Source organism: Moraxella sp. FZLJ2109 (assembly GCF_024296965.1).
Taxonomy (GTDB): Bacteria; Pseudomonadota; Gammaproteobacteria; order Pseudomonadales; family Moraxellaceae; genus Moraxella.
The window spans coordinates 1,414,915-1,431,588 of sequence record NZ_CP101112.1; the positions used below are offsets into that span (position 1 = coordinate 1,414,915).

Here is a 16,674-nt window from a genome sequence, read left to right on the forward strand (position 1 = left end):
GATAAGCCAACCAATTGCCACCGCTTGGCGTGGGCGCAATGGCTCAATCATCAGCACCAAGCCAACACCAAAGGCAATACCGCCAACAATCGCCCAACGGCTCAAGGCTTGGCAACAGCTCAACAACTGCCACCAATTGCCAACGCATGGCATGGGTGCAATGGTTTGGCTTGGTATGGGTGCAATGGTTTGGCTTGGTATGGGTGCAATGGTTTGGCTTGGTATGGGTGCAATGGTTTGGCTTGGTATGGGTGCAATGGTTTGGCAACACCGCCCACCGCATAGCATGGGCAACGGCTCAACAATCAGCACCAAGCCAACACCAAAGGCAATACCGCCAACAATCGCCCAACGGCTCAAGGCATGGCGATGGCTTAATCACCATCACCGCCTATCATTGGGCGATGGCATCAATGCCAACAATCAGCACCGCCAACGGCTCAAGCGATGCCACCGCATGGCGTGGCATGGGTGCAATGGGTTGGCGTGGCTTAAGGCTTGGCATGGGTGCATGGTTTGGCGTGGCTTAAGGCTTGGCATGGGTGCATGGTTTGGCGTGGCTTAAGGCTTGGCATGGGTGCATGGTTTGGCGTGGCTCAACAATCAGCACCAAGCCAACACTGCCCAACGCTCAACAACTGCCAATCATGCCACCGCTTGGCGTGGGTTGGGTGCAATGAATAAATCAAGGGTAATACTGCCAACGGCTCAACAATCAGCACCAAGCCAACACTGCCCAACGGCTCAAGGTTTGGCAACGGCTCAACAACTGCCACCAATTGCCACCGCTTGGCATGGGTGCAATGGTTTGGCATGGGTGCAATGAATAAATCAAGGGTAATACTGCCAACGGCTCAACAATCAGCACCAAGCCAACACTGCCCAACGGCTCAAGGTTTGGCAACGGCTCAACAACTGCCACCAATTGCCACCGCATGGCGTGGGTGCAATGGTTTGGCATGGGTGCAATGAATAAATCAAGGGTAATACTGCCTATCATGCCAACGCATGGCAACGGCTCAATCATCATCACCGCCTATTATGGGCGATGCCAACGGCTGATTTGGTGCATTTCAGCATAAATCATGGCAAATAAATCATTCTAGGCAAATTGGCGGTGTGGGTGTGCTGGATAAGCCAACCAACTGCCACCGCTTGGCGTGGGCGCAATGGCTCAATCATCAGCACCAAGCCAACACCAAAGGCAATACCGCCAACAATCGCCCAACGGCTCAAGGTATAGCGATGGCTTAATCACCATCACCGCCTATCATTGGGCAATGGCATCAATGCCAACAATTGCCAACGCTCAACGCCCAACAACTGCCAATCATGCCAACACCGCCTATCATTGGGGCAATGGCACCGCATGGCGTGGGTAATACTTTGGCGATGGCATCAGCTCAAGCGGTTATCATGCCAACGGCTCAACAATCGCCCAACGGCTCAAGCGATGCCAACGCATGGCGTGGGTGCAATGAACAAATCAAGGGCAACACTGCCAATCATGGCAAACACCGCCCAATGGCTCAACAACTGCCTATCATGCCAACACCGCCCACCGCTTGGCGTGGGTGCAACGGCTCAAGGTATAGCATGGGTACAATGGTTTGGCATGGGGCGATAAACAAATCAAGGGCAATACTGCCAACGGCTTAATCACCATCACCGCCTATCATTGGGCAATGGCATCAATACCAACAATCAGCACTGCCAACGGCTCAAGGCTTGGCGTGGCATCACCGCCCATTATGCCAACGCATGGCGTGGGCGCAATGAATAAATCAAGGGTAACACTGCCTATCATTGGTGCAATGCCACCGCTTGGCAACGGCTCAATCATCATCACCGCCCATTATGGGGCGATGCCAACGGCTTAAGGTGTGGCATTGGCGCATGGGTTGGCATCACCGCCAACAACCGCCCAACGCTCAACAACTGCCAATCATACCACCGCATGGCGTGGCATGGGTGCAACGGCTCAATCACCATCACCGCCTATTATGGGCGATGCCAACGGCTGATTTGGTGCATTTCAGCATAAATCATGGCAAATAAATCATTCTAGGCAAATTGGCGGTGTGGGTGCGCTGGATAAGCCAACCAATTGCCACCGCTTGGCGTGGGCGCAATGGCTCAATCATCAGCACCAAGCCAACACCAAAGGCAATACCGCCAACAATCGCCCAACGGCTCAAGGCTTGGCAACAGCTCAACAACTGCCACCAATTGCCAACGCATGGCATGGGTGCAATGGTTTGGCTTGGTATGGGTGCAATGGTTTGGCTTGGTATGGGTGCAATGGTTTGGCAACACCGCCCACCGCATAGCATGGGCAACGGCTCAACAATCAGCACCAAGCCAACACCAAAGGCAATACCGCCAACAATCGCCCAACGGCTCAAGGCATGGCGATGGCTTAATCACCATCACCGCCTATCATTGGGCGATGGCATCAATGCCAACAATCAGCACCGCCAACGGCTCAAGCGATGCCACCGCATGGCGTGGCATGGGTGCAATGGGTTGGCGTGGCTTAAGGCTTGGCATGGGTGCAATGGGTTGGCGTGGCTTAAGGCTTGGCATGGGTGCATGGTTTGGCATTACCGCCAACGGCTCAAGGTTTGGCATGGCTTAAGGTGTGGCAAAGGCTCAAGCATTATCACCGCCCAACGCATGGCATGGCATCAATCGCCCATCATGGCAACACCGCCTATCATTGGGCGATGCCAACGGCTGATTTGGTGCATTTCAGCATAAATCATGGCAAATAAATCATTCTAGGCAAATTGGCGGTGTGGGTGTGCTGGATAAGCCAACCAATTGCCACCGCTTGGCGTGGGTAATGGCTTGGCATGGGTGCAATGGCTCAAGCATTGGCATGGGTTGGGTGCAATGGCTCAAGCATTGGCACCAAGCCAACACCGCCAACGGCTGATTTGGTGCGCTGGATAAGCCAACCAATTGCCACCAATCGCCCAACGGCTTAAGGCTTGGCGTGGGCGCAATGGCTCAATCATCAGCACCAAGCCAACACCAAAGGCAATACCGCCAACAATCGCCCAACGGCTCAAGGTATAGCGATGGCTTAATCACCATCACCGCCTATCATTCGGCAATGGCATCAATGCCAACAATCGCCCAATGGCTCAAGGCTTGGCGTGGCAACACCGCCCGTTATGCCACCGCTTGGCGTGGGTAATACTTTGGCGTGGGTGCGATAGTTTGGCATGGGTGCAATGAATAAATCAAGGGTAATACTGCCAACGGCTCAACAACCGCCCGTTATGGGCAATGGCAATACTGCCAACAATTGCCCGTTATGGGCAATGGCATCAATGCCAACAATTGCCAACGCTCAACGCCCAACAACTGCCAATCATGCCAACACCGCCTATCATTGGGGCAATGGCACCGCATGGCGTGGGTAATACTTTGGCGATGGCATCAGCTCAAGCGGTTATCATGCCAACGGCTCAACAATCGCCCAACGGCTCAAGCGATGCCAACGGCTGATTTGGTGCGCTGGATAAGCCAACCAATTGCCACCGCTTGGCGTGGGCGCAATGGCTCAATCATCAGCACCAAGCCAACACCAAAGGCAATACCGCCAACAATCGCCCAACGGCTCAAGGCTTGGCAACAGCTCAACAACTGCCACCAATTGCCAACGCATGGCATGGGTGCAATGGTTTGGCTTGGTATGGGTGCAATGGTTTGGCTTGGTATGGGTGCAATGGTTTGGCTTGGTATGGGTGCAATGGTTTGGCTTGGTATGGGTGCAATGGTTTGGCAACACCGCCCACCGCATAGCATGGGCAACGGCTCAACAATCAGCACCAAGCCAACACCAAAGGCAATACCGCCAACAATCGCCCAACGGCTCAAGGCATGGCGATGGCTTAATCACCATCACCGCCTATCATTGGGCGATGGCATCAATGCCAACAATCAGCACCGCCAACGGCTCAAGCGATGCCACCGCATGGCGTGGCATGGGTGCAATGGGTTGGCGTGGCTTAAGGCTTGGCATGGGTGCATGGTTTGGCGTGGCTTAAGGCTTGGCATGGGTGCATGGTTTGGCGTGGCTTAAGGCTTGGCATGGGTGCATGGTTTGGCGTGGCTCAACAATCAGCACCAAGCCAACACTGCCCAACGCTCAACAACTGCCAATCATGCCACCGCTTGGCGTGGGTTGGGTGCAATGAATAAATCAAGGGTAATACTGCCAACGGCTCAACAATCAGCACCAAGCCAACACTGCCCAACGGCTCAAGGTTTGGCAACGGCTCAACAACTGCCACCAATTGCCACCGCTTGGCATGGGTGCAATGGTTTGGCATGGGTGCAATGAATAAATCAAGGGTAATACTGCCTATCATGCCAACGCATGGCAACGGCTCAATCACCATCACCGCCCATTATGGGGCGATGCCAACGGCTGATTTGGTGCATTTCAGCATAAATCATGGCAAATAAATCATTCTAGGCAAATTGGCGGTGTGGGTGTGCTGGATAAGCCAACCAACTGCCACCGCTTGGCGTGGGTGCATGGTTTGGCGATGGCTCAACAATCAGCACCAAGCCAACACTGCCAACGGCTGATTTGGCAATGGCTCAAGCATTGGCGCATGGGTTGGCTTGGTATGGGTGCATGGTTTGGCGTGGCTTAAGGCTTGGCATGGGTGCATGGTTTGGCGTGGCTCAACAATCAGCACCAAGCCAACACTGCCCAACGCTCAACAACTGCCAATCATGCCAACACCGCCTATCATGCCAACGCATGGCGTGGGTGCAATGGTTTGGCTTGGTATGGGTGCAATGGTTTGGCAACACCGCCCACCGCTTGGCATGGGGCAAGCATTATCACCGCCCATTATGGGGCGATGCCAACGGCTGATTTGGTGCATTTCAGCATAAATCATGGCAAATAAATCATTCTAGGCAAATTGGCGGTGTGGGTGTGCTGGATAAGCCAACCAATTGCCACCGCTTGGCGTGGGTAATGGCTTGGCATGGGTGCAATGGCTCAAGCATTGGCATGGGTTGGGTGCAATGGCTCAAGCATTGGCACCAAGCCAACACCGCCAACGGCTGATTTGGTGCGCTGGATAAGCCAACACCGCCAACGGCTGATTTGGTGTGCTGGATAAGCCAACCAATTGCCACCAATCGCCCAACGGCTTAAGGCTTGGCGTGGGTGCAATGAACAAATCAAGGGCAACACTGCCAATCATGGCAAACACCGCCCAATGGCTCAACAACTGCCTATCATGCCAACACCGCCCACCGCTTGGCGTGGGTGCAACGGCTCAAGGTATAGCATGGGTACAATGGTTTGGCATGGGGCGATAAACAAATCAAGGGCAATACTGCCAACGGCTTAATCACCATCACCGCCTATCATTCGGCAATGGCATCAATGCCAACAATCGCCCAATGGCTCAAGGCTTGGCGTGGCAACACCGCCCGTTATGCCACCGCTTGGCGTGGGCGCAATGAATAAATCAAGGGTAACACTGCCTATCATTGGTGCAATGCCACCGCTTGGCAACGGCTCAATCATCAGCACCGCCCAACGGCTCAAGCGATGCCACCAATTGCCAACGGCTCAATCATCAGCACCAAGCCAACACTGCCCAACGGCTCAAGGCTTGGCGTGGCATCACCGCCCGTTATGCCACCGCTTGGCGTGGGGTAATACTTTGGCATGGGTGCAATGGTTTGGCATGGGTGCAATGAATAAATCAAGGGTAATACTGCCTATCATGCCAACGCATGGCAACGGCTCAATCACCATCACCGCCCATTATGGGGCGATGCCAACGGCTTAAGGTGTGGCATTGGCGCATGGGTTGGCATCACCGCCAACAACCGCCCAACGCTCAACAACTGCCAATCATACCACCGCATGGCGTGGCATGGGTGCAACGGCTCAATCACCATCACCGCCTATTATGGGCGATGCCAACGGCTGATTTGGTGCATTTCAGCATAAATCATGGCAAATAAATCATTCTAGGCAAATTGGCGGTGTGGGTGCGCTGGATAAGCCAACCAATTGCCACCGCTTGGCGTGGGCGCAATGGCTCAATCATCAGCACCAAGCCAACACCAAAGGCAATACCGCCAACAATCGCCCAACGGCTCAAGGCTTGGCAACAGCTCAACAACTGCCACCAATTGCCAACGCATGGCATGGGTGCAATGGTTTGGCTTGGTATGGGTGCAATGGTTTGGCTTGGTATGGGTGCAATGGTTTGGCAACACCGCCCACCGCATAGCATGGGCAACGGCTCAACAATCAGCACCAAGCCAACACCAAAGGCAATACCGCCAACAATCGCCCAACGGCTCAAGGCATGGCGATGGCTTAATCACCATCACCGCCTATCATTGGGCGATGGCATCAATGCCAACAATCAGCACCGCCAACGGCTCAAGCGATGCCACCGCATGGCGTGGCATGGGTGCAATGGGTTGGCGTGGCTTAAGGCTTGGCATGGGTGCATGGTTTGGCATTACCGCCAACGGCTCAAGGTTTGGCATGGCTTAAGGTGTGGCAAAGGCTCAAGCATTATCACCGCCCAACGCATGGCATGGCATCAATCGCCCATCATGGCAACACCGCCTATCATTGGGCGATGCCAACGGCTGATTTGGTGCATTTCAGCATAAATCATGGCAAATAAATCATTCTAGGCAAATTGGCGGTGTGGGTGTGCTGGATAAGCCAACCAATTGCCACCGCTTGGCGTGGGTAATGGCTTGGCATGGGTGCAATGGCTCAAGCATTGGCATGGGTTGGGTGCAATGGCTCAAGCATTGGCACCAAGCCAACACCGCCAACGGCTGATTTGGTGCGCTGGATAAGCCAACCAATTGCCACCAATCGCCCAACGGCTTAAGGCTTGGCGTGGGCGCAATGGCTCAATCATCAGCACCAAGCCAACACCAAAGGCAATACCGCCAACAATCGCCCAACGGCTCAAGGTATAGCGATGGCTTAATCACCATCACCGCCTATCATTCGGCAATGGCATCAATGCCAACAATCGCCCAATGGCTCAAGGCTTGGCGTGGCAACACCGCCCGTTATGCCACCGCTTGGCGTGGGTAATACTTTGGCGTGGGTGCGATAGTTTGGCATGGGTGCAATGAATAAATCAAGGGTAATACTGCCAACGGCTCAACAACCGCCCGTTATGGGCAATGGCAATACTGCCAACAATTGCCCGTTATGGGCAATGGCATCAATGCCAACAATTGCCCGTTATGGGCAATGGCATCAATGCCAACAATTGCCCGTTATGGGCAATGGCATCAATGCCAACAATTGCCAACGCTCAACGCCCAACAACTGCCAATCATGCCAACACCGCCTATCATTGGGGCAATGGCACCGCATGGCGTGGGTAATACTTTGGCGATGGCATCAGCTCAAGCGGTTATCATGCCAACGGCTCAACAATCGCCCAACGGCTCAAGCGATGCCAACGGCTGATTTGGTGCGCTGGATAAGCCAACCAATTGCCACCGCTTGGCGTGGGCGCAATGGCTCAATCATCAGCACCAAGCCAACACCAAAGGCAATACCGCCAACAATCGCCCAACGGCTCAAGGCTTGGCAACAGCTCAACAACTGCCACCAATTGCCAACGCATGGCATGGGTGCAATGGTTTGGCTTGGTATGGGTGCAATGGTTTGGCTTGGTATGGGTGCAATGGTTTGGCAACACCGCCCACCGCATAGCATGGGCAACGGCTCAACAATCAGCACCAAGCCAACACCAAAGGCAATACCGCCAACAATCGCCCAACGGCTCAAGGCATGGCGATGGCTTAATCACCATCACCGCCTATCATTGGGCGATGGCATCAATGCCAACAATCAGCACCGCCAACGGCTCAAGCGATGCCACCGCATGGCGTGGCATGGGTGCAATGGGTTGGCGTGGCTTAAGGCTTGGCATGGGTGCATGGTTTGGCGTGGCTTAAGGCTTGGCATGGGTGCATGGTTTGGCGTGGCTTAAGGCTTGGCATGGGTGCATGGTTTGGCGTGGCTCAACAATCAGCACCAAGCCAACACTGCCCAACGCTCAACAACTGCCAATCATGCCACCGCTTGGCGTGGGTTGGGTGCAATGAATAAATCAAGGGTAATACTGCCAACGGCTCAACAATCAGCACCAAGCCAACACTGCCCAACGGCTCAAGGTTTGGCAACGGCTCAACAACTGCCACCAATTGCCACCGCTTGGCATGGGTGCAATGGTTTGGCATGGGTGCAATGAATAAATCAAGGGTAATACTGCCTATCATGCCAACGCATGGCAACGGCTCAATCACCATCACCGCCCATTATGGGGCGATGCCAACGGCTGATTTGGTGCATTTCAGCATAAATCATGGCAAATAAATCATTCTAGGCAAATTGGCGGTGTGGGTGTGCTGGATAAGCCAACCAACTGCCACCGCTTGGCGTGGGTGCATGGTTTGGCGATGGCTCAACAATCAGCACCAAGCCAACACTGCCAACGGCTGATTTGGCAATGGCTCAAGCATTGGCGCATGGGTTGGCTTGGTATGGGTGCATGGTTTGGCGTGGCTTAAGGCTTGGCATGGGTGCATGGTTTGGCGTGGCTCAACAATCAGCACCAAGCCAACACTGCCCAACGCTCAACAACTGCCAATCATGCCAACACCGCCTATCATGCCAACGCATGGCGTGGGTGCAATGGTTTGGCTTGGTATGGGTGCAATGGTTTGGCAACACCGCCCACCGCTTGGCATGGGGCAAGCATTATCACCGCCCATTATGGGGCGATGCCAACGGCTGATTTGGTGCATTTCAGCATAAATCATGGCAAATAAATCATTCTAGGCAAATTGGCGGTGTGGGTGTGCTGGATAAGCCAACCAATTGCCACCGCTTGGCGTGGGTAATGGCTTGGCATGGGTGCAATGGCTCAAGCATTGGCATGGGTTGGGTGCAATGGCTCAAGCATTGGCACCAAGCCAACACCGCCAACGGCTGATTTGGTGCGCTGGATAAGCCAACACCGCCAACGGCTGATTTGGTGCGCTGGATAAGCCAACACCGCCAACGGCTGATTTGGTGCGCTGGATAAGCCAACACCGCCAACGGCTGATTTGGTGCGCTGGATAAGCCAACCAATTGCCACCAATCGCCCAACGGCTTAAGGCTTGGCGTGGGTGCAATGAACAAATCAAGGGCAACACTGCCAATCATGGCAAACACCGCCCAATGGCTCAACAACTGCCTATCATGCCAACACCGCCCACCGCTTGGCGTGGGTGCAACGGCTCAAGGTATAGCATGGGTACAATGGTTTGGCATGGGGCGATAAACAAATCAAGGGCAATACTGCCAACGGCTTAATCACCATCACCGCCTATCATTCGGCAATGGCATCAATGCCAACAATCGCCCAATGGCTCAAGGCTTGGCGTGGCAACACCGCCCGTTATGCCACCGCTTGGCGTGGGCGCAATGAATAAATCAAGGGTAACACTGCCTATCATTGGTGCAATGCCACCGCTTGGCAACGGCTCAATCATCAGCACCGCCCAACGGCTCAAGCGATGCCACCAATTGCCAACGGCTCAATCATCAGCACCAAGCCAACACTGCCCAACGGCTCAAGGCTTGGCGTGGCATCACCGCCCGTTATGCCACCGCTTGGCGTGGGGTAATACTTTGGCATGGGTGCAATGGTTTGGCATGGGTGCAATGAATAAATCAAGGGTAATACTGCCTATCATGCCAACGCATGGCAACGGCTCAATCACCATCACCGCCCATTATGGGGCGATGCCAACGGCTTAAGGTGTGGCATTGGCGCATGGGTTGGCATCACCGCCAACAACCGCCCAACGCTCAACAACTGCCAATCATACCACCGCATGGCGTGGCATGGGTGCAACGGCTCAATCACCATCACCGCCTATTATGGGCGATGCCAACGGCTGATTTGGTGCATTTCAGCATAAATCATGGCAAATAAATCATTCTAGGCAAATTGGCGGTGTGGGTGCGCTGGATAAGCCAACCAATTGCCACCGCTTGGCGTGGGCGCAATGGCTCAATCATCAGCACCAAGCCAACACCAAAGGCAATACCGCCAACAATCGCCCAACGGCTCAAGGCTTGGCAACAGCTCAACAACTGCCACCAATTGCCAACGCATGGCATGGGTGCAATGGTTTGGCGTGGCTTAAGGCTTGGCATGGGTGCATGGTTTGGCATTACCGCCAACGGCTCAAGGTTTGGCATGGCTTAAGGTGTGGCAAAGGCTCAAGCATTATCACCGCCCAACGCATGGCATGGCATCAATCGCCCATCATGGCAACACCGCCTATCATTGGGCGATGCCAACGGCTGATTTGGTGCATTTCAGCATAAATCATGGCAAATAAATCATTCTAGGCAAATTGGCGGTGTGGGTGCGCTGGATAAGCCAACCAATTGCCACCGCTTGGCGTGGCAACACCGCCCATTATGCCACCGCTTGGCGTGGCAACACCGCCCGTTATGCCACCGCTTGGCGTGGCATCACCGCCCGTTATGCCACCGCTTGGCGTGGCATCACCGCCCGTTATGCCACCGCTTGGCGTGGGGTAATACTTTGGCGTGGGTGCGATAGTTTGGCATGGGTGCAATGAATAAATCAAGGGTAATACTGCCAACGGCTCAACAACCGCCCGTTATGGGCAATGGCAATACTGCCAACAATTGCCCGTTATGGGCAATGGCATCAATGCCAACAATTGCCCGTTATGGGCAATGGCATCAATGCCAACAATTGCCCGTTATGGGCAATGGCATCAATGCCAACAATTGCCAACGCTCAACGCCCAACAACTGCCAATCATGCCAACACCGCCTATCATTGGGGCAATGGCACCGCATGGCGTGGGTAATACTTTGGCGATGGCATCAGCTCAAGCGGTTATCATGCCAACGGCTCAACAATCGCCCAACGGCTCAAGCGATGCCAACGCATGGCGTGGGCGCAATGAATAAATCAAGGGTAACACTGCCTATCATTGGTGCAATGCCACCGCTTGGCAACGGCTCAATCATCATCACCGCCCATTATGGGGCGATGCCAACGGCTTAAGGTGTGGCATTGGCGCATGGGTTGGCATCACCGCCAACAACCGCCCAACGCTCAACAACTGCCAATCATACCACCGCATGGCGTGGCATGGGTGCAACGGCTCAATCACCATCACCGCCTATTATGGGCGATGCCAACGGCTGATTTGGTGCGCTGGATAAGCCAACCAATTGCCAACGGCTGATTTGGTGCGCTGGATAAGCCAACCAATTGCCAACGGCTGATTTGGTGCGCTGGATAAGCCAACCAATTGCCAACGGCTGATTTGGTGCGCTGGATAAGCCAACCAATTGCCAACGGCTGATTTGGTGCGCTGGATAAGCCAACCAATTGCCAACGGCTGATTTGGTGCGCTGGATAAGCCAACCAATTGCCAACGGCTGATTTGGCAATGGCTCAAGGCTTGGCGTGGGTGCAATAAGCCAATCAAGGGTAACACTGCCTATCATTGGTGCAATGCCACCGCTTGGCATCAGCTCAAGCATTGGCATGGGCGCATGGGTTGGTTATTAACAATTATTAATTTTTGTTTAATTATAAAAATATATTTATCCATCGGCTATTAAATAATTTTTACTGTGAAACATATAAATTAAATATAAATTAATTAATTTTAACTATGAAAATTGAGCGGTGCCAAGTAAAAATTTGTGGTAATTAGTGGGAATGTTCCCACTAATTTTAGATTTGTTCCCACTATTGTTCCCACTACTAAATTTAGATATATATTTGATTTTATTATTGTTTTTATTAAAATTCCCACATTCCCACTAATTTTTTACAGCCTAAGGAAAGCACAAAAAACGCAAATTTTTGTTTCACAAAATATAAAATCCATCAAAAGAAATAAACTTAATATTATTTAAAATTTATTGAATATAAAAAATAATTTTTTAGTTTGCCGAATGAATGAAAAAGCCTTGATTGTAGCTATTTTATTTGTTTGATGCTATCATTTACACAAGTATAAACATTTTTATGCTTTGTACCTTTTTTTGTACCTTTGCAAGTTATTTGAATTTACTTGGTTTAAAATCAATAGGTTACGAGATAGTTTATTTTCCGCCATCTCCACCAAGTTACCCAAAAAATCCCAAGTAAATCAATTACTTGGGATTTTTTATTCTTGATTTGGTTGTCTGAATGCTGACTATTTTTACAGCCAAGGCTTAAGATGGCATAGAAACCAACCTCATACCATCAACTGAAAAACAACCATGAAAACGCCGTACTATGTTGATCGTGTCAGCTAAAACAGGCTGTTTTAAGCATTTATATTTAAAACCCAATCAATCTTCATCTAACAAATCTTGCTCGCGTGCTGCTTGCAGGATGATGCTTGAGCGGTTGCCACTACGGCAGAAAATGTGCAATGGGCGCTCGGTGCTATTGAAAAAGTCAGCAAATTCTTGCACATGGCGCATCTCAAGCATTCCACCACTGAATGGAATGTGGGCGTAGATGATGCCGTGTTCGGTCGCGGCAGCTTTGATTTCATCGCTGGTCGGCTGACCTGCTTCTTCGCCATCAGGGCGGTTGTTCACTAGGGTTTTGTAGCCTTGCTCAGCTAAGAATTTGACATCATCGACAGTGATTTGACCTGAGATAGTAATGGTATCTGACATAATATTTCTCGATAAAAAGTGGGTAAATTGACTGTGATTAGCTTACTCTGATTTTTGTGGTTTGGCAAATGGTTTGTGCGAAAGTTTGCAGTATTTGATGGCAAATTGGCACGCTGACCGAGCAGTCATTTATTAAAAATAATCTTTAGGCGTATGCAAAATATGATAAAATTGGCAATTCAAACCATCTTATTCGCTTGATTGCCAAACGGATTTTTGCCATGCCATTGTCATTTATCAAAAAACGCCTAAACAAACTGATTCCTACTCACACTGCACCGATCAAGCCTGAGCAGACGGCATATCCTGAGCTGTTTGAGCCGCTGGATTTGGGCTTTACGGTGCTCAAAAACCGCATTGTCATGGGATCGATGCACACAGGGCTTGAAGATCGTTTTTATCATTATGGCAAATTGGCAAGCTATTTTGAAGCGCGTGCCAAAGGTGGCGTGGGCTTGATCGTCACGGGGGGTATTTCACCGAATAAACAAGGCTGGCTGACGCCGCTTGGTGGTACACTCAATCGCCTTGCCGATGTTGTGCATCATGCGCGTGTGACGCGAGCGGTACACAAGCATGACGCAAAAATCTTATTACAAATTCTACACTCTGGTCGCTATGGCTATCATCCGTTTGTCGTTGCGCCAAGCCCAATCAAATCACCGATTTCGCCATTCAAGCCGCGGCAGATGAGCGTAAAAAATATCAAAGCCACAGTGCAAGATTTCGCCCATACCGCCACACTTGCCAAAAAAGCGGGCTATGATGGTGTGGAGATTATGGGTTCTGAAGGATATCTTATCAATCAGTTCCTATCAGCGCGCAGCAATAAGCGCAGTGACGAATATGGTGGTAGCCTTGAAAATCGGATGCGCTTTGCCATCGAGATCGTCCAAGCGGTACGCGCGGCGGCAGGTCAAGATTTCATCATCAGCTTTCGCTTATCGATGATTGAGCTTGTTGAAGATGGTGCGATGATGGCAGATGTCATCGCTGTTGCCAAAGCTCTTGAAAGTGCAGGCGTGACTTTATTAAATACAGGCATCGGCTGGCATGAAGCGCGCATTCCGACCATCGTCACCAGCGTGCCACGAGCAGCATTTGTGCGTTATACCGCTGCAGTCAAGCAAGCGGTCAGTATTCCTGTGATCGCTGCCAATCGCATCAATATGCCGAAGACCGCCGCTCATATCATCGCCAGTGGTCAAGCTGACATGGTGCAGATGGCGCGACCATTTTTGGCTGATAGCGAATGGGTTAATAAGGCATATCATAATCAAGCCAATCTTATCAATACCTGTATCGGCTGTAACCAAGCGTGCTTAGATCACACCTTTAGCGGTGAGCGAGCATCGTGTCTGGTCAATCCTTTGGCGTGCCACGAAAGTGAAATTATCATCAAAAAAGCCAAAAAAGCCAAAAAAGTCGTCATCGTCGGCGCGGGCGTCTCAGGTCTTGCAGCGGCGGTGACGGCGGCAAGCCGTGGACATCAGGTCACTATTTATGAAGCTAAGCCTTTTATCGGTGGGCAGTTTAATTTTGCCAAGGTCATTCCAGGCAAAGAAGAATTTTTTGAGACCATTCGCTATTTTCGTGAGCAGATTGCACAGCTTGGCATCGAGCTACATCTGAATACGGTGGTGGATAAGGTGTTTTTGGACAGCTTGAACGCCGATCACATCGTCATCGCCACAGGCGTTGTGCCGCGCGAGATTGAGATTGCAGGGCGTGAGTTGCCACAGGTGATGAGCTATAGCGAGCTACTAAGCGGTGAGAAAGTCGCTGGTGAGCGCGTGGCGGTACTGGGCGCAGGAGGCATTGGCTTTGATGTCGCTGAGTTTTTGATCCATGGTGCGCGCGTATCAGCAGATGTTAATGATGCAGAGTTTGTGCCACAAGCACAGACGGCAGAAGACTTTTTTACCCAGTGGGGTGTGGATGCGGCGGCGGATTATCAGACGGCAGGCGCGCTACAGACTGCCAATCCGCATACGCCTGCGCGCCAAGTATATCTCTTGCAGCGCAGCAAGGGCAAGCTTGGCAAAAGCCTGAACAAGACCACAGGCTGGGTGCATAAAGCGGTGATTAAGCAAGCAGGCGTAATCCAAATGGCAGGAGTCAGCTATGATAAAATCACCGAAGAAGGCTTGTGGGTCACTGTCGATGGCGTATCACAACTGTTGCGTGTCGATACTGTGGTACTGTGCGTCGGTCAGGTATCGGTGAATCACCTAATGCCGCAGCTTGGTGATACGCCAAAAGCGCAATATCATGTCATCGGTGGGGCGAAATCTGCTGAGCGTGTCGATGCCAAACGCGCGATCCGTGAAGGTTTTGAAGTGGCGGTGTATTTGTAAATTTGAAAACCGTTTCAGGATCAAAGTGCGTTTTGCACAGAGCGATTTGGCAAATGATTGGCTTTGAATAAGCCATTTGTGAAAATCTTCATCGTGGGCGTATGCAGTGCGCCCATATAAATCGGCTTAATAATTGTTAATGTTTGAAAATTGACAAAACTGTGTAGGATGACACCTGACACCGAATTAATGACACCATCGATCAAAACCCAATCCCTAAATGATAAAAACCCGCCCAAATGGACGAGTTTTTATCATTTACACAGTCAATGATTAAGCATTGCGCTCATAGACTGGCAGTTTTTTGCAGATGGCCGCGACTTTTTCGCGAGTGGCAGCGATAACGGCTTCATCACCTCGTGCATCTAGCACATCGCAGATCCAGCCAGCCAAGTTACGGCATTCGGCTTCACCAAAGCCACGCGTAGTCACAGCAGGTGTGCCGATACGGATACCGCTGGTGACGAATGGTGATTTTGGATCGTTTGGTACAGCGTTTTTGTTCACAGTGATGTGCGCATCGCCCAGCCACTTGTCCGCTTCTTTACCAGTGATTTCTTGCTTGATTAGGCTGATCAGCATTAGATGGTTTTCTGTGCCGCCAGAGACGATCTCATAGCCGCGTGATTGAATGACTTCTGCCATGGCTTTGGCATTTGCAACCACTTGCTGCTGATAAGTTTTGTACTCATCGCTCATCGCTTCTTTAAAGCACACAGCTTTTGCGGCGATGGCGTGCATCAGTGGGCCGCCTTGGTTGCCTGGAAATACCGCTGATGCCAATTTTTTCTCAATCTCTTCATTGGCGCGGGCTAGGATTAGGCCTGAGCGCGGGCCGCGTAGCGTTTTGTGCGTGGTGGTGGTTGTCACATCGGCGATTTGTACTGGGCTTGGATAAACACCTGCCGCCACAAGACCTGCCACATGCGCCATATCGACCATCAGATACGCACCAACTTCATCGGCGATTTCGCGGAATTTTTGCCAATCAACCACTTGGCTGTATGCTGAGAAGCCTGCGATGATCATCTTTGGCTTATGTTCACGCGCTAGACGCGCCACTTCTTCATAATCGATCAAGCCAGTTTCTGGGTTCAGACCATATTGTACCGCGTTGTAGTTACGGCCTGAGAAGTTCACTGTCGCGCCGTGTGTCAAGTGACCGCCGTGAGCTAGGCTCATGCCAAGCACGGTATCATTTGGCTTAAGTAATGCTAGGAAAACTGCGCTGTTGGCGCTTGAGCCTGAATGCGGCTGCACATTGACATAATCAGCACCGAACAGCTCTTTGGCGCGGTCGATGGCGATTTGTTCGATCACATCCACATGCTCACAGCCGCCGTAGTAACGCTTGCCTGGATAGCCTTCTGCATATTTGTTGGTCAAAGCTGTGCCTTGCGCTTCCATCACTGCAGGCGAGCAGTAGTTTTCTGATGCGATCAGCTCAATGTGATCTTCTTGACGCTGTGCCTCAGCATCGATATGAACTGCCAATTCTGGATCGTATTGGTGTAAAGAGATTTCTTTAAACATGAGATGTCCTTGAGT

Annotated in this window: 50 protein-coding genes; 46 read left to right on the top strand and 4 right to left on the bottom strand. The window is 51.6% G+C overall.

Features of this window, described 5'->3' with window-relative positions; genetic code table 11:
• The first annotated feature begins 38 nt into the window (after positions 1–38).
• The 45 genes from NKU06_RS06770 (at position 39) to NKU06_RS06960 (ending at position 11,288) form a co-directional block, all read left to right on the top strand.
• Positions 39–530 carry a hypothetical protein gene (locus NKU06_RS06770; protein ID WP_254729606.1) on the top strand — a complete coding sequence of 164 codons (492 nt, stop codon included), beginning with the start codon at positions 39–41 and terminating at the stop codon, positions 528–530.
• Positions 517–684 (top strand): hypothetical protein, encoded by a 168-nt coding sequence (locus NKU06_RS06775; protein ID WP_254769542.1) that lies wholly within the window; start codon positions 517–519, stop codon positions 682–684. Before NKU06_RS06770 ends, NKU06_RS06775 begins: the two co-directional genes overlap by 14 nt.
• Positions 677–826, top strand: coding sequence for a hypothetical protein (locus NKU06_RS06780; RefSeq protein ID WP_254729555.1), 150 nt, complete (start codon positions 677–679; stop codon positions 824–826). The genes NKU06_RS06775 and NKU06_RS06780 overlap by 8 nt, the downstream gene beginning before the upstream one ends.
• On the top strand, positions 823–972 hold the full coding sequence (locus NKU06_RS06785) for a hypothetical protein (RefSeq protein ID WP_254729598.1): 150 nt from the start codon (positions 823–825) through the stop codon (positions 970–972). The genes NKU06_RS06780 and NKU06_RS06785 overlap by 4 nt, the downstream gene beginning before the upstream one ends.
• A 197-nt stretch (positions 973–1,169) precedes the next feature.
• Complete coding sequence (locus NKU06_RS06790) at positions 1,170–1,382, top strand: hypothetical protein (RefSeq protein WP_254729599.1); 213 nt, start codon at positions 1,170–1,172, stop codon at positions 1,380–1,382.
• Positions 1,370–1,627 (top strand): hypothetical protein, encoded by a 258-nt coding sequence (locus NKU06_RS06795; protein WP_254769546.1) that lies wholly within the window; start codon positions 1,370–1,372, stop codon positions 1,625–1,627. Before NKU06_RS06790 ends, NKU06_RS06795 begins: the two co-directional genes overlap by 13 nt.
• Entirely contained in the window at positions 1,611–1,880 is a 270-nt protein-coding gene (locus NKU06_RS06800; RefSeq protein WP_254729602.1) for a hypothetical protein, read from the top strand. The genes NKU06_RS06795 and NKU06_RS06800 overlap by 17 nt, the downstream gene beginning before the upstream one ends.
• 3 nt (positions 1,881–1,883) lie before the next feature.
• The gene (locus NKU06_RS06805) at positions 1,884–2,024 is read left to right on the top strand and encodes a hypothetical protein (protein WP_254729567.1); all 141 of its coding nucleotides are present in this window, start codon (positions 1,884–1,886) and stop codon (positions 2,022–2,024) included.
• A gap of 107 nt (positions 2,025–2,131) precedes the next feature.
• The gene (locus tag NKU06_RS06810) at positions 2,132–2,638 is read left to right on the top strand and encodes a hypothetical protein (RefSeq protein ID WP_254729604.1); all 507 of its coding nucleotides are present in this window, start codon (positions 2,132–2,134) and stop codon (positions 2,636–2,638) included.
• Positions 2,598–2,774 carry a hypothetical protein gene (locus NKU06_RS06815; protein WP_254729563.1) on the top strand — a complete coding sequence of 59 codons (177 nt, stop codon included), beginning with the start codon at positions 2,598–2,600 and terminating at the stop codon, positions 2,772–2,774. Before NKU06_RS06810 ends, NKU06_RS06815 begins: the two co-directional genes overlap by 41 nt.
• A gap of 29 nt (positions 2,775–2,803) precedes the next feature.
• Positions 2,804–2,938: a hypothetical protein gene (locus NKU06_RS11610; RefSeq protein WP_256521228.1), complete on the top strand. Its 135-nt coding sequence runs from the start codon at positions 2,804–2,806 to the stop codon at positions 2,936–2,938.
• 69 nt (positions 2,939–3,007) lie between these two features.
• Entirely contained in the window at positions 3,008–3,202 is a 195-nt protein-coding gene (locus tag NKU06_RS06820; RefSeq protein ID WP_254729561.1) for a hypothetical protein, read from the top strand.
• A gap of 37 nt (positions 3,203–3,239) precedes the next feature.
• Complete coding sequence (locus NKU06_RS06825) at positions 3,240–3,431, top strand: hypothetical protein (protein ID WP_254729559.1); 192 nt, start codon at positions 3,240–3,242, stop codon at positions 3,429–3,431.
• A 135-nt stretch (positions 3,432–3,566) separates the two neighbouring features.
• Positions 3,567–4,058 (top strand): hypothetical protein, encoded by a 492-nt coding sequence (locus NKU06_RS06830; RefSeq protein ID WP_254729606.1) that lies wholly within the window; start codon positions 3,567–3,569, stop codon positions 4,056–4,058.
• Positions 4,045–4,212 (top strand): hypothetical protein, encoded by a 168-nt coding sequence (locus NKU06_RS06835; RefSeq protein ID WP_254769542.1) that lies wholly within the window; start codon positions 4,045–4,047, stop codon positions 4,210–4,212. Before NKU06_RS06830 ends, NKU06_RS06835 begins: the two co-directional genes overlap by 14 nt.
• Positions 4,205–4,354 carry a hypothetical protein gene (locus NKU06_RS06840; protein ID WP_254729555.1) on the top strand — a complete coding sequence of 50 codons (150 nt, stop codon included), beginning with the start codon at positions 4,205–4,207 and terminating at the stop codon, positions 4,352–4,354. The genes NKU06_RS06835 and NKU06_RS06840 overlap by 8 nt, the downstream gene beginning before the upstream one ends.
• Entirely contained in the window at positions 4,351–4,479 is a 129-nt protein-coding gene (locus NKU06_RS11615) for a hypothetical protein (protein ID WP_256521229.1), read from the top strand. Before NKU06_RS06840 ends, NKU06_RS11615 begins: the two co-directional genes overlap by 4 nt.
• Positions 4,480–4,508: 29 nt before the next feature.
• On the top strand, positions 4,509–4,673 hold the full coding sequence (locus tag NKU06_RS06845) for a hypothetical protein (protein WP_254729614.1): 165 nt from the start codon (positions 4,509–4,511) through the stop codon (positions 4,671–4,673).
• Entirely contained in the window at positions 4,613–4,900 is a 288-nt protein-coding gene (locus tag NKU06_RS06850; protein WP_254729615.1) for a hypothetical protein, read from the top strand. The genes NKU06_RS06845 and NKU06_RS06850 overlap by 61 nt, the downstream gene beginning before the upstream one ends.
• A gap of 63 nt (positions 4,901–4,963) precedes the next feature.
• A complete protein-coding gene (locus NKU06_RS11620; RefSeq protein WP_256521228.1) occupies positions 4,964–5,098 on the top strand; it encodes a hypothetical protein in 135 nt (44 codons plus the stop codon).
• A gap of 44 nt (positions 5,099–5,142) precedes the next feature.
• On the top strand, positions 5,143–5,355 hold the full coding sequence (locus tag NKU06_RS06855; protein WP_254729571.1) for a hypothetical protein: 213 nt from the start codon (positions 5,143–5,145) through the stop codon (positions 5,353–5,355).
• A complete protein-coding gene (locus tag NKU06_RS06860) occupies positions 5,339–5,506 on the top strand; it encodes a hypothetical protein (protein ID WP_254729576.1) in 168 nt (55 codons plus the stop codon). Before NKU06_RS06855 ends, NKU06_RS06860 begins: the two co-directional genes overlap by 17 nt.
• Positions 5,457–5,834 carry a hypothetical protein gene (locus NKU06_RS06865; RefSeq protein WP_254729609.1) on the top strand — a complete coding sequence of 126 codons (378 nt, stop codon included), beginning with the start codon at positions 5,457–5,459 and terminating at the stop codon, positions 5,832–5,834. The genes NKU06_RS06860 and NKU06_RS06865 overlap by 50 nt, the downstream gene beginning before the upstream one ends.
• Before the next feature lie 3 nt (positions 5,835–5,837).
• A complete protein-coding gene (locus tag NKU06_RS06870; protein ID WP_254729567.1) occupies positions 5,838–5,978 on the top strand; it encodes a hypothetical protein in 141 nt (46 codons plus the stop codon).
• 107 nt (positions 5,979–6,085) lie between these two features.
• Positions 6,086–6,556: a hypothetical protein gene (locus NKU06_RS06875; protein WP_254729610.1), complete on the top strand. Its 471-nt coding sequence runs from the start codon at positions 6,086–6,088 to the stop codon at positions 6,554–6,556.
• On the top strand, positions 6,516–6,692 hold the full coding sequence (locus NKU06_RS06880; protein ID WP_254729563.1) for a hypothetical protein: 177 nt from the start codon (positions 6,516–6,518) through the stop codon (positions 6,690–6,692). Before NKU06_RS06875 ends, NKU06_RS06880 begins: the two co-directional genes overlap by 41 nt.
• Before the next feature lie 29 nt (positions 6,693–6,721).
• Entirely contained in the window at positions 6,722–6,856 is a 135-nt protein-coding gene (locus NKU06_RS11625) for a hypothetical protein (protein WP_256521228.1), read from the top strand.
• A 69-nt stretch (positions 6,857–6,925) separates the two neighbouring features.
• Complete coding sequence (locus NKU06_RS06885; RefSeq protein ID WP_254729561.1) at positions 6,926–7,120, top strand: hypothetical protein; 195 nt, start codon at positions 6,926–6,928, stop codon at positions 7,118–7,120.
• Positions 7,121–7,291: 171 nt separating this feature from the next.
• Complete coding sequence (locus NKU06_RS06890; protein WP_254729612.1) at positions 7,292–7,504, top strand: hypothetical protein; 213 nt, start codon at positions 7,292–7,294, stop codon at positions 7,502–7,504.
• A gap of 50 nt (positions 7,505–7,554) precedes the next feature.
• Positions 7,555–7,998, top strand: coding sequence for a hypothetical protein (locus tag NKU06_RS06895; protein WP_254729613.1), 444 nt, complete (start codon positions 7,555–7,557; stop codon positions 7,996–7,998).
• Entirely contained in the window at positions 7,985–8,152 is a 168-nt protein-coding gene (locus tag NKU06_RS06900; RefSeq protein ID WP_254769542.1) for a hypothetical protein, read from the top strand. Before NKU06_RS06895 ends, NKU06_RS06900 begins: the two co-directional genes overlap by 14 nt.
• Entirely contained in the window at positions 8,145–8,294 is a 150-nt protein-coding gene (locus NKU06_RS06905; RefSeq protein WP_254729555.1) for a hypothetical protein, read from the top strand. The genes NKU06_RS06900 and NKU06_RS06905 overlap by 8 nt, the downstream gene beginning before the upstream one ends.
• Positions 8,291–8,419, top strand: coding sequence for a hypothetical protein (locus NKU06_RS11630; RefSeq protein ID WP_256521229.1), 129 nt, complete (start codon positions 8,291–8,293; stop codon positions 8,417–8,419). Before NKU06_RS06905 ends, NKU06_RS11630 begins: the two co-directional genes overlap by 4 nt.
• A 29-nt stretch (positions 8,420–8,448) precedes the next feature.
• On the top strand, positions 8,449–8,613 hold the full coding sequence (locus tag NKU06_RS06910; RefSeq protein WP_254729614.1) for a hypothetical protein: 165 nt from the start codon (positions 8,449–8,451) through the stop codon (positions 8,611–8,613).
• Positions 8,553–8,840, top strand: coding sequence for a hypothetical protein (locus tag NKU06_RS06915; RefSeq protein WP_254729615.1), 288 nt, complete (start codon positions 8,553–8,555; stop codon positions 8,838–8,840). The genes NKU06_RS06910 and NKU06_RS06915 overlap by 61 nt, the downstream gene beginning before the upstream one ends.
• 63 nt (positions 8,841–8,903) lie before the next feature.
• Entirely contained in the window at positions 8,904–9,038 is a 135-nt protein-coding gene (locus NKU06_RS11635) for a hypothetical protein (protein ID WP_256521228.1), read from the top strand.
• A 183-nt stretch (positions 9,039–9,221) separates the two neighbouring features.
• Complete coding sequence (locus tag NKU06_RS06920) at positions 9,222–9,371, top strand: hypothetical protein (RefSeq protein ID WP_254729616.1); 150 nt, start codon at positions 9,222–9,224, stop codon at positions 9,369–9,371.
• A complete protein-coding gene (locus NKU06_RS06925; protein ID WP_254729576.1) occupies positions 9,355–9,522 on the top strand; it encodes a hypothetical protein in 168 nt (55 codons plus the stop codon). Before NKU06_RS06920 ends, NKU06_RS06925 begins: the two co-directional genes overlap by 17 nt.
• Positions 9,473–9,850 carry a hypothetical protein gene (locus tag NKU06_RS06930; RefSeq protein WP_254729609.1) on the top strand — a complete coding sequence of 126 codons (378 nt, stop codon included), beginning with the start codon at positions 9,473–9,475 and terminating at the stop codon, positions 9,848–9,850. Before NKU06_RS06925 ends, NKU06_RS06930 begins: the two co-directional genes overlap by 50 nt.
• Before the next feature lie 3 nt (positions 9,851–9,853).
• Positions 9,854–9,994, top strand: a complete 141-nt coding sequence (locus NKU06_RS06935) for a hypothetical protein (RefSeq protein WP_254729567.1) — start codon at positions 9,854–9,856, stop codon at positions 9,992–9,994.
• 107 nt (positions 9,995–10,101) lie between these two features.
• A complete protein-coding gene (locus tag NKU06_RS06940) occupies positions 10,102–10,242 on the top strand; it encodes a hypothetical protein (RefSeq protein WP_254729618.1) in 141 nt (46 codons plus the stop codon).
• A gap of 21 nt (positions 10,243–10,263) precedes the next feature.
• Complete coding sequence (locus NKU06_RS06945; protein ID WP_254729563.1) at positions 10,264–10,440, top strand: hypothetical protein; 177 nt, start codon at positions 10,264–10,266, stop codon at positions 10,438–10,440.
• A gap of 27 nt (positions 10,441–10,467) precedes the next feature.
• Positions 10,468–10,686, top strand: a complete 219-nt coding sequence (locus tag NKU06_RS06950; RefSeq protein WP_254729620.1) for a hypothetical protein — start codon at positions 10,468–10,470, stop codon at positions 10,684–10,686.
• Positions 10,683–11,144 (top strand): hypothetical protein, encoded by a 462-nt coding sequence (locus NKU06_RS06955; RefSeq protein ID WP_254729621.1) that lies wholly within the window; start codon positions 10,683–10,685, stop codon positions 11,142–11,144. Before NKU06_RS06950 ends, NKU06_RS06955 begins: the two co-directional genes overlap by 4 nt.
• 3 nt (positions 11,145–11,147) lie before the next feature.
• Positions 11,148–11,288: a hypothetical protein gene (locus tag NKU06_RS06960; protein ID WP_254729567.1), complete on the top strand. Its 141-nt coding sequence runs from the start codon at positions 11,148–11,150 to the stop codon at positions 11,286–11,288.
• On the opposite strand, the gene NKU06_RS06965 is transcribed toward NKU06_RS06960, so the two are convergent.
• Both NKU06_RS06965 and NKU06_RS06970 read right to left on the bottom strand, forming a co-directional pair.
• Complete coding sequence (locus NKU06_RS06965) at positions 11,246–11,635, bottom strand: hypothetical protein (RefSeq protein ID WP_254769547.1); 390 nt, start codon at positions 11,633–11,635, stop codon at positions 11,246–11,248. The two genes, NKU06_RS06960 and NKU06_RS06965, sit on opposite strands and share 43 nt — an antisense overlap.
• 798 nt (positions 11,636–12,433) lie before the next feature.
• Positions 12,434–12,769 carry a TIGR01244 family sulfur transferase gene (locus NKU06_RS06970; protein ID WP_253223051.1) on the bottom strand — a complete coding sequence of 112 codons (336 nt, stop codon included), beginning with the start codon at positions 12,767–12,769 and terminating at the stop codon, positions 12,434–12,436.
• 221 nt (positions 12,770–12,990) lie between these two features.
• Between NKU06_RS06970 and NKU06_RS06975 the strand changes: the two genes are divergently transcribed.
• Positions 12,991–15,126 (top strand): NADPH-dependent 2,4-dienoyl-CoA reductase, encoded by a 2,136-nt coding sequence (locus NKU06_RS06975; RefSeq protein ID WP_254729623.1) that lies wholly within the window; start codon positions 12,991–12,993, stop codon positions 15,124–15,126.
• Positions 15,127–15,146: 20 nt separating this feature from the next.
• Here NKU06_RS06975 and NKU06_RS06980 read toward each other — a convergent pair whose 3' ends face one another.
• Positions 15,147–15,332 (bottom strand): hypothetical protein, encoded by a 186-nt coding sequence (locus NKU06_RS06980; protein ID WP_254729624.1) that lies wholly within the window; start codon positions 15,330–15,332, stop codon positions 15,147–15,149.
• A gap of 67 nt (positions 15,333–15,399) precedes the next feature.
• Complete coding sequence (gene glyA / locus NKU06_RS06985) at positions 15,400–16,659, bottom strand: serine hydroxymethyltransferase (RefSeq protein WP_254729625.1); 1,260 nt, start codon at positions 16,657–16,659, stop codon at positions 15,400–15,402.
• Between the last annotated feature and the right edge of the window lie 15 nt (positions 16,660–16,674).

What these genes read in the sequence shown, in the direction of transcription:
- NKU06_RS06890 (WP_254729612.1), top strand. Translation starts at nt 7,292, where the DNA reads ATGCCAACAATTGCCCGTTATGGGCAATGGCATCAATGCCAACAATTG.
- NKU06_RS11630 (WP_256521229.1), top strand. Translation starts at nt 8,291, where the DNA reads ATGAATAAATCAAGGGTAATACTGCCTATCATGCCAACGCATGGCAAC.
- NKU06_RS06840 (WP_254729555.1), top strand. Translation starts at nt 4,205, where the DNA reads ATGAATAAATCAAGGGTAATACTGCCAACGGCTCAACAATCAGCACCA.
- glyA (WP_254729625.1), bottom strand. Translation starts at nt 16,659, where the DNA reads ATGTTTAAAGAAATCTCTTTACACCAATACGATCCAGAATTGGCAGTT.
- NKU06_RS06850 (WP_254729615.1), top strand. Translation starts at nt 4,613, where the DNA reads ATGGCTCAAGCATTGGCGCATGGGTTGGCTTGGTATGGGTGCATGGTT.
- NKU06_RS11615 (WP_256521229.1), top strand. Translation starts at nt 4,351, where the DNA reads ATGAATAAATCAAGGGTAATACTGCCTATCATGCCAACGCATGGCAAC.
- NKU06_RS06920 (WP_254729616.1), top strand. Translation starts at nt 9,222, where the DNA reads ATGAACAAATCAAGGGCAACACTGCCAATCATGGCAAACACCGCCCAA.
- NKU06_RS06905 (WP_254729555.1), top strand. Translation starts at nt 8,145, where the DNA reads ATGAATAAATCAAGGGTAATACTGCCAACGGCTCAACAATCAGCACCA.
- NKU06_RS06885 (WP_254729561.1), top strand. Translation starts at nt 6,926, where the DNA reads ATGGCTCAATCATCAGCACCAAGCCAACACCAAAGGCAATACCGCCAA.
- NKU06_RS06895 (WP_254729613.1), top strand. Translation starts at nt 7,555, where the DNA reads ATGGCTCAATCATCAGCACCAAGCCAACACCAAAGGCAATACCGCCAA.
- NKU06_RS06825 (WP_254729559.1), top strand. Translation starts at nt 3,240, where the DNA reads ATGAATAAATCAAGGGTAATACTGCCAACGGCTCAACAACCGCCCGTT.
- NKU06_RS06875 (WP_254729610.1), top strand. Translation starts at nt 6,086, where the DNA reads ATGGCTCAATCATCAGCACCAAGCCAACACCAAAGGCAATACCGCCAA.
- NKU06_RS06975 (WP_254729623.1), top strand. Translation starts at nt 12,991, where the DNA reads ATGCCATTGTCATTTATCAAAAAACGCCTAAACAAACTGATTCCTACT.
- NKU06_RS06940 (WP_254729618.1), top strand. Translation starts at nt 10,102, where the DNA reads ATGGCTCAATCATCAGCACCAAGCCAACACCAAAGGCAATACCGCCAA.
- NKU06_RS06965 (WP_254769547.1), bottom strand. Translation starts at nt 11,635, where the DNA reads ATGCCAATGCTTGAGCTGATGCCAAGCGGTGGCATTGCACCAATGATA.
- NKU06_RS06830 (WP_254729606.1), top strand. Translation starts at nt 3,567, where the DNA reads ATGGCTCAATCATCAGCACCAAGCCAACACCAAAGGCAATACCGCCAA.
- NKU06_RS06795 (WP_254769546.1), top strand. Translation starts at nt 1,370, where the DNA reads ATGGCGTGGGTAATACTTTGGCGATGGCATCAGCTCAAGCGGTTATCA.
- NKU06_RS06780 (WP_254729555.1), top strand. Translation starts at nt 677, where the DNA reads ATGAATAAATCAAGGGTAATACTGCCAACGGCTCAACAATCAGCACCA.
- NKU06_RS06790 (WP_254729599.1), top strand. Translation starts at nt 1,170, where the DNA reads ATGGCTCAATCATCAGCACCAAGCCAACACCAAAGGCAATACCGCCAA.
- NKU06_RS06970 (WP_253223051.1), bottom strand. Translation starts at nt 12,769, where the DNA reads ATGTCAGATACCATTACTATCTCAGGTCAAATCACTGTCGATGATGTC.
- NKU06_RS06770 (WP_254729606.1), top strand. Translation starts at nt 39, where the DNA reads ATGGCTCAATCATCAGCACCAAGCCAACACCAAAGGCAATACCGCCAA.
- NKU06_RS06810 (WP_254729604.1), top strand. Translation starts at nt 2,132, where the DNA reads ATGGCTCAATCATCAGCACCAAGCCAACACCAAAGGCAATACCGCCAA.
- NKU06_RS06820 (WP_254729561.1), top strand. Translation starts at nt 3,008, where the DNA reads ATGGCTCAATCATCAGCACCAAGCCAACACCAAAGGCAATACCGCCAA.
- NKU06_RS06915 (WP_254729615.1), top strand. Translation starts at nt 8,553, where the DNA reads ATGGCTCAAGCATTGGCGCATGGGTTGGCTTGGTATGGGTGCATGGTT.
- NKU06_RS06785 (WP_254729598.1), top strand. Translation starts at nt 823, where the DNA reads ATGAATAAATCAAGGGTAATACTGCCAACGGCTCAACAATCAGCACCA.
- NKU06_RS06955 (WP_254729621.1), top strand. Translation starts at nt 10,683, where the DNA reads ATGAATAAATCAAGGGTAATACTGCCAACGGCTCAACAACCGCCCGTT.